Genomic DNA, 13,640 nt, shown 5'->3' on the forward strand with positions numbered 1-13,640 from the left:
GATTCCGGCCGAGCCGCCCGATCAAGCATTCGACATTGGCGAACTGGATGATCGCGCCGTTTGCGAGGATCACGCGTCCGCCTTGGCGGAGATCCGGTTGCCGGGCTTGAGTCGACGTCTCAAAATCGTTTTTGCCTCAGTTTAATTTACAGCGAATCGTATCCAAGAACGGTACATGGCCAAAGTAGACGGGGATATCGTTCAAACCACCCGATTGCGGCGTGGTTGGTCCTAATGCAACATCCCGTGATGTCGGTAAAATCGAATGTTTGGATTGTGCACATCCAGGCTATGGATAGTCGAAAGGGCGCATCGGAAGCTGTGCGTTCATGACAGCGGCGACTTTGCAGCGTGTGCGCAGTTGGAGGCTCTAATCTTGACTGGCGCATCACAAATCTCTTTTTCCACAGCGTCGGAAGACCTACGCCCCAGATCATTGCAGAGTTGGTCGCGGATCACGAACTGAGCGCACACAGCGAGGTTGCCGCTCCTTGCCGTTACCGTAGATTTGCCCTCCGTCAGAACGTCGCGCGCGGTCAAGATGTGTGCGAGCGATCCATAGCGCGGATGTATATCATCCAAACAACCGATTTTGCGAACTCGTGGGGATGCTTCAAGAACATCGATTGACCGAACTTAATCACACAACACCTGCTGCCGGCGACTTTTCCTCGTCACGGGCGAGGAAACCGACAGTCGTACGAACTCAATCCAGCGAATGATTTCAGAAGGTACCATTTTCACATTGTTGCTGCGGACAGCTACAGCTGACCAACATGCCCCAAGTCCTCAGTTGATCCACTTAAATCGAGAATTTCAACAGGACCTCTAATGTCACGAGAATTTCGAACTGACATTCAGGCCTTACGAGGTTTGGCTGTCCTGCTGGTTGTCCTTTATCATGCCCGCATCGAGCCGTTTGGGTATCTTGGCGTTGATATTTTCTTCGTGATTTCGGGCTTTCTAATCACCGGCCTCATCAAGACGCAGCTTGAGCAATCACGATTCAGCGTTTGGGAATTCTATTATCGGCGTGCGAAGCGTCTGTTGCCGGCGGCCTATGTCGTCATCGCGCTAACAACCATTGCTGCGCCTTTCTTCCTGTCAGATATGGGCCTACAGGAGTTCCGAAATCAGGTCCTCGGAGCGCTCACATTTACCGGCAATATTGTTCTCTGGTTTCAGTCGGACTATTTCGGCGCGGCCGCCGAAACGAAGCCCCTCCTGCATTTCTGGTCGCTCGCTGTCGAAGGGCAGTGTTATCTGCTGCTCCCTGCCTTCTTGGCCTTGACTCCCAAGAGATGGTGGCTCACCGGAGTTAGTTTGCTCCTCGTTGCAAGCGCGGTTCTATGCCTCTACGTGGCCTCTCGTCACCCGTCCGCTGCATTTTATCTTCTACCGACCCGCTTTTGGGAAATGGCGATTGGTTCGCTCGGGGCTCTGCTTCCCGCCAGCTCTCGTGTGGCTGCCAAGGTTGCGATACTGCGCCTCCCGGCGATCGTGCTTCTTCTCGTTATTCCCATTGCCCCTTCTGGGCTCCAGAACCCTGTCATGAATGCCGCTCTGGTTTGCTTGGCAACACTGATCCTCCTGCTTGGGCCCAGCAGGAATAATATGGTAGTCCGAGGCATGGCAAGGATCGGAGACGTCTCGTACTCGCTCTATCTGATCCATTGGCCCGTGCTCGTCTATGTGCGGTCTGCTTGGCTGGCAGAGCCTCCTGCGCTTGCGATCTATACGGCAATAGCCTTCTCAGTTGTTGCGAGCTGGGCTCTTTACCGTTTCGTGGAGGAGCCCTTCCGGCGGGGAGTGGTCACGTCGCATGTACGGCTCGTCGCAGGACTCGTTGCCGCATCGGTTATTCTCGGCTTCGCCCCCTTAGTCGACATTGCCGGAACCCAAAGTAAGGCGGACTTTTCTGAGGTCCGACGCATCAACTATGGCCTGGGAAGAGCATGTGATATCACGGCCGGATCGCCTCCTCAGGGTATACCGGAGGCTTGCCAAACGACGAACAGGCCGAAACTGCTGGTCTGGGGCGATTCCTTCGCGATGGCACTGGTTCCCGGCTTGGCTAAAACAGTCGGAGAAGCCGGACTGGCCCAGCTCACCATGAGCGGGTGCTTCCCCGCCATTGGCGTTGCCGCCTTCTTCAAACGGGCAGCGTCTGCCTATCCCCGCGCATTCGGCGAGGATTGTATCCGCTTCAATGACAGTGTCTTGGCTATCCTGAAAAACCGGCCGGAGATAAGAACCGTTGTCATTTCAAGCCCATTTGACGCCCCTGTTTCCGAAGACTTCATGCTGCTCAAGAGGAGCAATGATACTCTCGCGGAGGTTGAGACCTCGGAAGATGTGGCCGTTGAGGGGATCAAGGCTCTCGTTGAAGCTGTTCGCGCCCTGGGCAGGAGAGTGGTGGTTGTTGCTCCTCCGCCAGTCGCAAGCTTCGATATCGCCGATTGTCTTGAGCGAAAGGCGAGGGGAAGTGTTATGCTCGGGCGTTACAGCGATTGTAAAATATACGTCAGTGATTACCGCCGGATGCGATCACGCACCCTCGACCTCTTGAATCAAGTGGCCTCGAGGTCTGACGTAGAGGTTGTCTCTTACCACGACTTTCTCTGCGACGACACCGCATGCAAAACCGAGATCGACGGCAAATTCCTTTACCGAGACAGCGGTCATCTTTCTTATGAAGGTTCAGAGATCATCGCTCGAAAGACGAGACTTGCTGAGAGGCTGATCAAAGCTGCTCGTTAGAGCGTTTCGACACGGGTCCAGTTCAACTTTCAAAAAGCAGCTGATTTCTTGGGTCGGAGTGAACCGCCCGTGAACATATCCAAGGACTGCGGTATCCGGCAAACGCCTCGCCCTTACCGCATAATGGCTGTCTTCGGAAAAGCGACGGATTGCGCCAAACGCCTTGGAAAGGGACGTGCCATCTTTGAAGACAAGGGCGGCGGTATCCTTCTCAGGCAGGCCGAAAAGCCGCTTCAACGTCCAGCAGACCCAGAACCTTTTCGATGATCGTATTGGCGACTCCGCGGCCAGCGCCTGTTCGCCAAAGAGGGCTGTCGGATCCTCGGCTGGAAGCAGAGCTACCTTATCCATCGATCTCACCGGACGCTGCATTGGCGATCGAAACAAGCGTCGGCCGCATCCAGGCGGGAGCTTGGACCGCACTCAATGCGAGCTTTTTCTTGTCGCTGACCGAAAGACGGCCCGCCGCGATCTGCGCAACGTCGCGGGCACGTACCGCTCCCACGTGACGAAGGGCCTGTACGACTGTGCCGGCCGCGCTGCCCGGAGCGATCAGATACTTGGGCGAGGCGTGACGCAGATCGATCACGCGCTTGCCCAGTACGACACGGCGGGAGGGCCCATCGGTCAGATAGATGCTCTTTGCCGGGACCTGAGTGGAAAGACCGAGCGCGTTCGCTGCACGCGCACCCGCGATCTGCACCTGGGCTCCAGTGTCCCGCGCCAATGCTTGCGCGACATCGTCGGGAGTCGGCGAAAGGGGACCAAGGTGCGGATGGACCTTCGGGAAGTCATACAGGCCTCGCGCCAGGCGCCGAAGCTTTCCAGCCTTGACCAGTCGGGAGAGCGCCTGGTCGACCGCCGCGCGTTCAGCCACATCCAGGAAGTCGCTAGGCGTGAAAACCCCACCACGCCCGCGTGCACGCGCGCGCCTCATGATCTGATCCGGTACTGAGGTCGCAGTAGTTTTCATATGTCAGAAAATGCCCCGCATTTTTCTGACATTCAAGGTCGGGGTGTTGCGCCAATTGCCGGAAACATGAATTTCAGAAAAGGCAGCGTCTCGGGATATGGTTATTCTGTCGCGCAGAAATTAATGATGTTTGATCAGTTAGTTATCATTGACTTGTGTCCGAAACATGCATATTTATTCGGACAGGAGAACATCCATGGAAGAAGTAAAGAGCATTATCAGCCAACGGCTTCGCAGCGCACCTGCAGGCAAGATTGTGACCCCGAAGGAATTCCTTTCCTTCGGATCTCGAACTGCTGTCGACAAGACATTCAGTCGGCTAGCGGCAGCCGGGAAGGTTATCCGCGTGGCGCGAGGAATGTATGTTGCCCCTCAGGAAAGCGAGTTCGGCACCTACCCGCCGTCAGCAGAAAAAGTCGTCAGTTCGTACGGAAAAATCACTGGCGAGCGGATCGTTCCCAGCGGCGCGAGGGCGGCCAATAACCTAGGGCTGACTACACAAGTGCCTGTGGAAGAGCTTTTCCTCACAACCGGAAAGGCAAGGACTCTGATGCTCGGACGCAGGAAGGTCTTCCTGAAACATGCCCCTTGCTGGCAGACGGCAATGCCTAACTCCAGGGCAGGTGAAGCGATCAGGGCGATTGCACACATGGGCCCGCAGCGCGCAGCGTCCCTCGCAAAAGCAGTGCGCAGTAAGCTGACTGCCAGGGAGTGGGAGCAGGTTTCCAAAATGAAGCCGAGGGTCCCCGCGTGGATGGTGAAAGCGATCAACGAGGCGGAACTTGCCAACTAATTTTCTTGAACTGAACTGGAGTGCCCAGGAACAGGCGATCAGTTTCGCCTCGAATGAACTCAACCAGGCTCCGCACATCCTGGAGAAGGACATAATGGTCGTTTGGGTTCTCAACGCCGTCTTTACGTCGAACTTCGGTGACGCGCTGTCCTTCAAGGGTGGCACGTCGCTGTCAAAAGCGTACGGCTTGATTGACAGATTTTCGGAGGATGTGGACCTAACCTATGACATTCGGCGCTTTCTTCCGGGAATGAATTTCGACGAGGATGGGATTCCGCCGAGCAGAAGCCAGCAGAGCAAGCTGACCAAGGCCGTGCGCGAGAAGCTCCCCGAGTGGATTCGCAATGACCTCGCGCCTATCCTTGAAGACGCTATAGCGAAGGACGGGCTGCGGGCCAAGCTTGTGCAGACGACCGAGGAGACTCTCAATGTGGAATTCGAAAGTCATTTCTCGGGACACAGCTATGTCCGTTCATCGGTGCTTCTGGAGTTTGGTGCCCGTTCGACCGGAGAGCCTACGATTTCGAAAAACATCGAGTGTTATGCTCAGCAGGTGATCCCCACTGTGGCCTTTCCGACTGCCACTGTGCGGACCATGAAGGTCGAGCGGACGTTTTGGGAGAAGGCAACGGCAGCGCACGTCTACTGTCTGCAGGAGAACCTCAAGAAGGAAAGATTCTCACGTCACTGGCACGACCTCCATTACATCTTCAAGTCTCCCCACTGGGAGGCCGTTCGAAACGACAAGGAGATCGCAAGGAAGGTTGCGGTGCATAAATCGTTCTTCTTCGCGGAGAAGGACAAGGGCGGGGCCTTTGTTGATTATAGGACGGCCGTTGACGGCAATATCAGGATCATTCCTGGCGGTTCAGCTCTCAAAGAGCTTCGCGACGACTACAGAATGATGCAGGAAAGCCAGATCGTTCGCGAAGGTGCGCCGTCTTTTGACCAGATTCTCGAAAGCTGTGCCGTGATGGAGCGCGAGCTAAACATTTGAGCGCAGCGGATCGCCGCGATACCGGGGATCAAGCCCCAACCCAGGTAGTCCGATTGGTGGCAGTTACTACCTAAATCCGCGGAACTGCTGTCGCTGTGTGCTCCAATCACAATTGCGGCGGAGGCTATTACCCTCCACCATAGTCGTCGTATCGAGGCAACTGCCAATATGACTGGCAGCGTAGCGCCCCAGGCAATAGATGCGGAAGGCGAAGCGCGTACTCTTGCCCCGGAGCTACCGATCGGCCTGCAAACTCACAAAAAGATGGCATTCAGAATGGCTTTGTTCATCGGCGCGGGATGGGGGGTCAGCGCGCCAGAGGCGTGGCATCTGGTGCTTTAACGCCAATCTCGCTTATCCGCTTCGTTAGTCAGTGTAGAAGCGCGGTTGCCAGGAAAGCGGACGCAGAGCCCACGAACACAACAATCGCGCATCCGCGCAACAACTTTATCCGGCGCGTTCGTTTGCCGGTCCAATCATAAACCATCACCCAGCTCCCTACCGGCGTCATGCTGCACGGGCAGGATGATGGGTCAAGTCTCCTATGCGGCGATCTGCTTCCCCGCGGTCTAGATTATGCCGCCTTCGATTTCGGCGTGAGCTCCGGGCCAGCTCGAGCGGCCAAACGCTGCCGGAGGTCGTCGGCGTTCGGGAAGACGGACAGCCAGGCAAACAGTCTTGCGCCGGTGCGGAAGTATGAAGGCGGCGTGATCACCCCATGCGTGGGGAGTAGAATCCTGTATCAAGGCCATACCGGAATCGTTTAGCCGCCAAGCAGCACCGCAAGAGCGTTGCGACCGCTGATATCACCAGCGACGCCAAATTCGCTGCTACGGCAAGCAGTTAAGTTTCTTCATTTGATCTAGCTCAAACCGCCACGCGCCAAACGGTTCTATTTCTCCCACAACCGTCACGAATCTCGGATCGAACGGAGGAAAAATGATCTCCAGCAACATCGTCCACGCCAGCGTCACCGCCGCCGCACTGGTTGCTGCCTGCACCGCAGAAGCGGCGAATCTGACGACACCACAAATTGCGGAGCCCGCCGCCGCAGCGGCAGGCACGAGCCCGTGGCAGATACGCTTGCGGGGACTTAACGTGATTACCAACGATTCCGGCCACGTCGACGGATTGCCGGGTTCGGATCTTTCCTTTTCGAATACGGTCATACCAGAATTCGACATCTCGTATTTCTTCAACGAGAATATTGCCGCGGAGCTCATCCTCGGCACAACCGACGCCAAGGTCCACGGCGGCGGCTCAATTTCGGCACTCGGAGAGATAGGCAAGACTTGGCTGCTGCCGCCAACGCTGACCCTTCAATACCACTTCACCGATTTAGGCGCCTTTCGACCCTATGTTGGCGCTGGCGTCAACTATACGCTGTTCTACAATCAGTCAGGCAAAAGTGCCCGCAGCATTGATGTCAAGAATACCTTCGGCGTCGCGCTACAGGCCGGCTTCGACTATATGGTCGACGACCATTGGGGCGTAAATTTCGACGCCAAGAAAATCTTCCTGAGACCAGATTTCGAGGCCAATGTCGGTGGCGCCGACGTCAGCGGCAAGGCCAAGCTCGATCCATGGCTGATCGGTGCGGGCGTCACCTACCGTTTCTGATAGATGTAATTTCTGGCGGCGAAGGCAGGGGCTCATGGCTGGGTTCGAATCCCAACGGGGTGCCACCTTCGTTGAAACTATTGCGCTTTCTTGACACTTCGGGTCAATGTTCCCATTTCGCAGGCAGCGCCTTGATGCGGTTTGCGGAGCTTTTGGGGACCGCAGAAGACGCGTCGACTCTATCGCGATTCCCTACGCTGGCTCAGTGCATCTAAGTGATTTGTCGCTTGGGCGAGGCGGTGCAAATCGTTCCCATCGACAGGTCGCTTGGCACGCCGGAGTTAGCAGCTGGAAAAACCTAGGCGGTATGAATCAGTACTCAATAGGCATTGAGCTTTTAAGTGCGGGTCTGCTGAATAAGAGCGCCGACAACAAGTTTTTGAGCTGGCGGGGCGAAGAAATACCGTCTCGGGGGTGTACGAGGCTGCTCACCAGAAAGGAGGGTCGCTTTTCGGTTGGTACCTATACACCAAGGCGCAGCTGAAGGCCTTGTTTGAGATTGCAGTTTGCCTGCACCAGAAATACAATTCCTGGACATTCTGGGGCACGATGAAATCTCTTGGCCGAGAAAAACCGATCCTGGGCCACGTTTCCCACGGCCGCATTACGCTCGCGTGTTCTTGGTCGGACATAGATTAAGAAGGAGTCGCACAAAACATAGTCGCAAATAGAGAACACGCAGAGCGGCAAGCTCTTTACCGACAAGTCCACTGGAGAGCTAACTCCGTGCCCCTGTGTTGACGATAGAAATTGTATAGGGACTCAATTCTGGTTGTTGTCGCCGTGAAGGTGCGCGAGAAATGCAGCGTCCACTGTCTTCTATCATTGGTGAATCTGGTGCCTTGGGCCAATCCGACAGACACAGGAACGCATCACCGTACAAGTATTCAGCCTTTGTCAGCTACTCTTCCTCAGATCGCGCAATCGCGGAGAAGCTGCAGAAGTCTTTAGAATCATTTAGGATACCCAAAGCACTACGCCGGTCCGGGGAACATCCGAACGGGCGGCTGTCCCCAATCTTCCGAGATCGTTCTGATCTTAAAGCAGCAGTTGACCTTGGAGCGGTCATCCGCGACGCTCTACAAGACTCCGAATATCTGATCGTCCTTTGCAGCCCTGCGGCGGCTGCGTCGCCTTGGGTGATCAGGGAAATTTCCTACTTCCAAGGGCTGGACCGGCCGAATAATATCATCGCGGTTATCGTCAGCGGTTTTCCGGCCGTGTACGACCCGTTGAGCGCGCCGTTGGGGGCGTTTCCAAGGGAATTAATCAGTATCGACGATGGTGATGGCTCTGTGGTGGAGCCGTTGGCCGCCGATATCCAAGAGCCGGGGGTGGACCGCCGTGGAGGCGATGGGTTCAACTTAGCCAAGTTGAAGATCATTGCCACCATGCTTCGCGTTTCACTGGCCGAACTAACCCAGAGGCAGGCTGAGGTCGATCGGCGGCAGCGCCGCATTGCACAAGTTGTGGCCACCGCAATGGTTTTTCTTGCGGCCTTTGCGAGTATTGGAGCGTATATCGCCTGGGACCAGAGCGTCGTAGCCGAAGCGCGCCTTCAAACCGCAGTTGAGACCGCCGCGAGACAGATCGGTGCCACGATAGTGTACCGAGACCGATACGGTGTTCCGGCAGATGTGATTCGGGATCTATTGAATTCCGCGGAGCGAGATTTTGGTAAGTTGGTTTCAAACGAAGAGACTTCCCCCACGCTTGTGTATCAGCGCGTGCGTTTGAATCTTGAGTTCGCGGAACTGTTCAATCTCGTCGGAGACGGTCATTCGCAACAGAAGCTCGTTTCTCTGATCGCAGAATCGGCGACGGCCGTAACGTGGCTGGAAAATAGACGCCAGTCGATTACGGAGTGGATCGGGCTTTCTTCGGTACCGGAGCCGTCCGCCATCGCCGTCATGCGGTTGAAGCTATACGATGCTCAGGCGAAGGAACATAGCTATGCCGGTAAGTACCGCGAGGCAATTTCGTTGGCCGAAGCGGGCGTTATGCTCTCGCAAAACTGGCTTTCCAAGACCGGTGAGTTGCATTGGCTGCGGGAGGTAGCCCAAGGCCATTGCCGCATTGGGTTGTTCAATTATCAGCTTGCGAATCTCTCGGCGTCGGCAGCTGCTTATCAGAAATGTCTTGAGAATCTTCGCTCGCTTATAACGAGAAGGCAGGATGTTTCCGATCGCGCCGACTTGATGACTGTCCTTTCCGAGCTGGCAACCACTTTAGTGGAGATGGATAGACGCCCCGAAGCCCTCGCTCTTCAACGAGAGGCAGTCGACACCGCAAAGTCGCTTGTCGCAGCAGAGCGGGGAAATACCGAGTACGAGCGAACGCAAATGATCACCTTGGCTCGATTAGGCGACATGATCACAGCAGTCGAAATGGACGTTGCTGCCTCCGCAAAGCTTTATAAAGAGGCGTTGGTGATTTCTGACAGGCTCACCAAGTCGGACGCCTCGCGTCTCGATTGGCAACGAGATCGTTCTCTTCTGCTGGAGCGATTGGCCAGCGCGCAATTGCGTGCGGCGGATGGTGCGCAAGCAGCGACCAAGTCCGACAGTTTGCGCCAAGCAGATACCCACGCTTATCAAGCACTGGAAATCGTGAGCCGCCTCTTGGATCGCGATCCTCTCAATCTCGCGTGGCGGCGTGACTTGACCGTGCTGGAGGAAAGGCTAGGGCAGATCGCATTCGCTGACTACAAGCAAACTGGCCATCTACCCCGATTGCGCGATTCGGAGCGCTGGTACGACAAGGCGGTTGGAGAGCGTCGTGGCATTCTCGCGGGTGACCCCATGAGCACGATATATCAGCTTGATCTCGCGATTGCATTGATACAGCTGGGCGAGGTCGCCATCGAGGTCCCAGCGCTAAACGACAAGGCGGAAGCCGTGCTCAAGGAGGCATTACAGCTCCTGGAAACGCTGACAAAAGGGGACCACGCGCCAACGATCTGGCTGCGCGAGATCGCAAAAACCCGCTCTGCACTGGCGAACCTGTACGAGCGTAAAGGCAGGATCTCAGATGCCCGTTCCGAAATTCAGGCAGCTTTGGATGGCATCCACCACCTCCGCGAAAAGCATCCCAACAACTTGCAATATCGCGAGGATGAGGCTGATTTGACAGCCAGAAAAATCGAGCTCATTCGAACACCGAAATGATGCAGTTGGTGCGCGCCGACTCAAAACCGGATTCTCAACCCTCCCGTCACGCCATACTCGTCTATCAGATCGTTTGCCAGAATGACGCGGCCGTCGATGTATGCCGCCCTCCCGTCCGAGATCTGTGCAACCACTCCGCTACGCAGTTCAAAGAAGTCTCGATCTGGAGGATTCGTCTTGAAGGAGAAATCAAAAGGATCCGGTCGGCGATCCTCGACAAAGGTCGCCTCGATCCTGCGCTGATCATTCTCGAATTCATGGATGTAATCGAGCTGCGCAAATGGAATGATTGTCGTTTCGGCCAGTGCAAAAGGCCGAGACACGGCGAAGCCGATACGTGTCTGTAAGGATGTGACGTGCTGCTCCTCGTAATGAAGGCTGGTGCCGGTGATGGGAAAACCCAAACTGCCCGCGGACTCTGTTTCCGAGTATTCGTCGATCCTGTTCCAGGACGTATTCAAAGAGATCCGGGGGCCAAAGCTGGTCCCATTATAATCCCAATCATATCCCGCATTGATGTCAGCCGATAATCCAAATACGTCGGGATTGCCGCTAATTATGCCTGCGGTTTGATCCCTTATGGGCGGCGTAAGAGTGTCGTCTAGGTTAATAGTGCATGAGCTGTTGCGATAGTTGATTCGGCCCTTGTTTACACCTACCTCGGCGGTAACAAACCCGTTTACCATCCATGTGGTTTGATAGAACACCGAGCCCCTGAAATCGTCAGTTTCGACCTTTCCCTCACTTGGGACACCGCACTCATTCTCGAAGTTGCCGGTAAATTTCAGTCCGGGGAAGGCTGGCTGTCCGATTATTGTTATGCTTTCCGGGCCAAATGAAACGCCGTTTGCGCCGGAATATTCTCCAGCAACACCGATTATGCTTTCAGCCGAAAGGTTCCACTGCAATCCGATTTCGGCAGTGAAAATATCGATGTCCCTTGCCGGTTCAAACCGAGTCGAGGACTGCCGAAGATTGTCATATTCAAGTTGGCCAAAAAATGCGAAGCCGTCGCCGGGGACAAGCACATTGGCATTGAGCACACCGTTGGTATCGCTAAGGATGCCGGAAAAGGCACTGCCGGAAAGATTTCCTTGATAAAAATAGTTCGAAACAGTCTCGCTGTCGCTTTCAATTTCCTTGCAGTCTGGATTCTTCGACGGGTCACAAGGCTCTGAACGGCGACGGGTGACGTCGAATTGTGACACGGTTCGCGTAGACTGAAGAGAGGAAATGCCCCCGGCGATCACTGACCCGCCGGCAATATTAGTATCTGTGTTTGGAAAGCAGTGCCGCGAAAGGTTCGGCCCAATCAGCCCAACTTTAGGCGTAAAGCCCCCTGGGTTGTTTGGCAGAAACGTGAGGTCTGGATCTGGCGTGCTAACAGTAAAGCCGCAGACGCCGGTGCCTGCCCCGAGAAGAACTCTCATCGCTTGAGTGTAGGTGTCGAAATTGTGTCGCTGTTGCGTGACGGACTGTGCATTCGCTGCACTCCCAATCAAAAGGTATGCGCATGACAATGCGATCGTCGGTCTGTTGTGCATCACGTTCCCCCTCGAAGCGTCGCGGCTCATAGGCAAAAACTGATGCCTATCTGACGATTTCACCTTCAAGCGATGCAAGCACCACATGCTCTTGCCATCGAGGATCACTTTTTCTTGATAGAAGGCAACATGCAACGGAAGGTACTCTTGATAATCGCAACGACGGTTGCTTAAAAACAACAGTTCTAATTCAATCCCGCAAATGCCGGGATGCCTGACGGTTCGTTCTCGGAAAATAATACCTTGTCGATTGCTACGATGATTAGCTTCGGGCTAGCGTCTGCAGCTTTCAAAGGATGGGATTGTTGGAATCTCAGCACTTTCGCCACAACGGATCAATTTCCCTCGCAATAATTCGCTCGGACTATTCAGAGTAAACAAAATCGGGACTTTTACGGTGGACTGCCTACGCACTCAATGCGCTTGCATAGCGGTTTATAATAGTAGATGCTCCTAAATTAAGTGTAGAAAGGCATCAGCACTTCAGGCCAGATCGCGTAAGGGAGTGCAGCAGTGGCAATGTCTCAATTTATACATGCTCCGTTCCCTTTTGCGCAGCATATCTCAAGAAAGGGATAGACGAGTGCGGCTCGGAGAGCGTCGGCAACGGTTGAAGGACAGGTGGACGATCAATCAGTAGTTCGCCGCCCCTGACGTCATGCAGGTACGAGGTCACTCATTGACCTTGAGGCGAGTGGTGCATCGTTTCCATTAAGCAGCGCGTGATTGATGTCGCAAACTCGACAATAGGCTCCGTTTCTGGCCTGATCCCGATGACGAGATTCGAAGGCTATCAGGAGAACCTATGTTGGTAAGAGTTGATTTTCTTGTGGGTGCTGTATTGACGAGCGCGAGGTGGCAGCGTGTCATTGATCGAGCGAATAGAGCAATCAGGCCAAAAGAAACTACTGGCGATCGACGGCGGCGGCATTCGCGGCGTGATCGCCTTGGAGATCCTGAAGAGGATCGAGGATACACTAAGGCCGAACCACAACGGTGACAACTTCCGGTTGTCTGACTATTTTGACTACATCGCTGGGACGAGCACCGGAGGAATCATTGCTGCGGGCCTCGCGGTGGGCATGTCGGTCGCGGAGATCCTCGAATTCTATCAGTCGAGCGGTGCACAGATGTTCGTCAAGGCGCGGCTTCTTGAGCGTCTGCGATACAAGTTCGATTCAGAGCCGTTGGCGAAAAAACTCAAGGGCGTTTTTGGACCAAACACCAAGTTCGGGTCGAATGACGTGAGGACTCTACTATTGCTCGTCCTTCGCAATGCGACGACGGACTCGCCTTGGGTGCTGTCAAACAATCCGTATGCCAAATACAATGACGGGAGGCGTTCAGACTGCAATTTGAACCTCCCGCTCTGGCAGCTTGTACGCGCTAGTACCGCGGCGCCAACCTATTTCCCACCTGAGGTGATTGCGCTGACTGGTCCGAAGGGCAGGGAAAGGCAATTCGTTTTTGTTGACGGTGGTGTAACCATGTACAACAACCCAGCTTTTCAGATGTTCATGATGGCGACCGTGGATAGGTACTGGGAGCGTAAACCGGATGCTCGCTGGCGTGTAGGGGTCGATAATATGCTTGTTGTCTCAGTGGGAACTGGGACAACGCCCGATGTGCGGGCTGGGCTAGAGCCCGAACAAATGCATCTGTTGTTCAATGCTACTAGCATTCCATCGGCGCTGATGTTTGCTGCGTCGAACGAACAGGACTTACTTTGCCGGGTGTTCGGCAATTGTCGCGCTGGCGATCCGATTGATCGAGAACTGGGTGATCT

General features: G+C 54.9%; 8 protein-coding genes. 6 read left to right on the top strand and 2 right to left on the bottom strand.

Annotated features, from left to right (window positions below; genetic code table 11):
* Positions 1-831: 831 nt before the first annotated feature.
* Positions 832-2,760 (top strand): acyltransferase family protein, encoded by a 1,929-nt coding sequence (locus QN222_RS19040; protein WP_283964257.1) that lies wholly within the window; start codon positions 832-834, stop codon positions 2,758-2,760.
* Between the two features lie 343 nt (positions 2,761-3,103).
* Here QN222_RS19040 and QN222_RS19045 read toward each other — a convergent pair whose 3' ends face one another.
* A complete protein-coding gene (locus QN222_RS19045; RefSeq protein ID WP_283964256.1) occupies positions 3,104-3,697 on the bottom strand; it encodes a DUF6088 family protein in 594 nt (197 codons plus the stop codon).
* Positions 3,698-3,929: 232 nt separating this feature from the next.
* Here QN222_RS19045 and QN222_RS19050 point away from each other — a divergent pair, with 232 nt between their 5' ends.
* From QN222_RS19050 to QN222_RS19065, 4 genes are all read left to right on the top strand, one after another.
* Positions 3,930-4,526, top strand: coding sequence for a DUF6088 family protein (locus QN222_RS19050; protein ID WP_283964255.1), 597 nt, complete (start codon positions 3,930-3,932; stop codon positions 4,524-4,526).
* A 94-nt stretch (positions 4,527-4,620) separates the two neighbouring features.
* A complete protein-coding gene (locus tag QN222_RS19055; protein ID WP_283964273.1) occupies positions 4,621-5,523 on the top strand; it encodes a nucleotidyl transferase AbiEii/AbiGii toxin family protein in 903 nt (300 codons plus the stop codon).
* 939 nt (positions 5,524-6,462) lie between these two features.
* Positions 6,463-7,143 carry an OmpW family protein gene (locus QN222_RS19060; RefSeq protein WP_283964254.1) on the top strand — a complete coding sequence of 227 codons (681 nt, stop codon included), beginning with the start codon at positions 6,463-6,465 and terminating at the stop codon, positions 7,141-7,143.
* 800 nt (positions 7,144-7,943) lie between these two features.
* Positions 7,944-10,310: a toll/interleukin-1 receptor domain-containing protein gene (locus tag QN222_RS19065; protein ID WP_283964253.1), complete on the top strand. Its 2,367-nt coding sequence runs from the start codon at positions 7,944-7,946 to the stop codon at positions 10,308-10,310.
* 20 nt (positions 10,311-10,330) lie between these two features.
* On the opposite strand, the gene QN222_RS19070 is transcribed toward QN222_RS19065, so the two are convergent.
* Positions 10,331-12,034 carry an autotransporter outer membrane beta-barrel domain-containing protein gene (locus tag QN222_RS19070; RefSeq protein ID WP_283964252.1) on the bottom strand — a complete coding sequence of 568 codons (1,704 nt, stop codon included), beginning with the start codon at positions 12,032-12,034 and terminating at the stop codon, positions 10,331-10,333.
* A 683-nt stretch (positions 12,035-12,717) separates the two neighbouring features.
* Between QN222_RS19070 and QN222_RS19075 the strand changes: the two genes are divergently transcribed.
* A partial coding sequence (locus QN222_RS19075) for a patatin-like phospholipase family protein (RefSeq protein WP_284005551.1) occupies positions 12,718-13,640 on the top strand: 923 nt, incomplete at its 3' end.

This window comes from Sinorhizobium sp. 6-70, from assembly GCF_030124375.1.
Lineage (GTDB): Bacteria > Pseudomonadota > Alphaproteobacteria > Rhizobiales > Rhizobiaceae > Sinorhizobium.

Excerpts from the sequence above, each read along its gene's own strand:
- QN222_RS19040 (WP_283964257.1), top strand. The coding sequence starts at position 832 with ATGTCACGAGAATTTCGAACTGACATTCAGGCCTTACGAGGTTTGGCT.
- QN222_RS19045 (WP_283964256.1), bottom strand. The coding sequence starts at position 3,697 with ATGAGGCGCGCGCGTGCACGCGGGCGTGGTGGGGTTTTCACGCCTAGC.
- QN222_RS19050 (WP_283964255.1), top strand. The coding sequence starts at position 3,930 with ATGGAAGAAGTAAAGAGCATTATCAGCCAACGGCTTCGCAGCGCACCT.
- QN222_RS19055 (WP_283964273.1), top strand. The coding sequence starts at position 4,621 with ATGGTCGTTTGGGTTCTCAACGCCGTCTTTACGTCGAACTTCGGTGAC.
- QN222_RS19060 (WP_283964254.1), top strand. The coding sequence starts at position 6,463 with ATGATCTCCAGCAACATCGTCCACGCCAGCGTCACCGCCGCCGCACTG.
- QN222_RS19065 (WP_283964253.1), top strand. The coding sequence starts at position 7,944 with ATGCAGCGTCCACTGTCTTCTATCATTGGTGAATCTGGTGCCTTGGGC.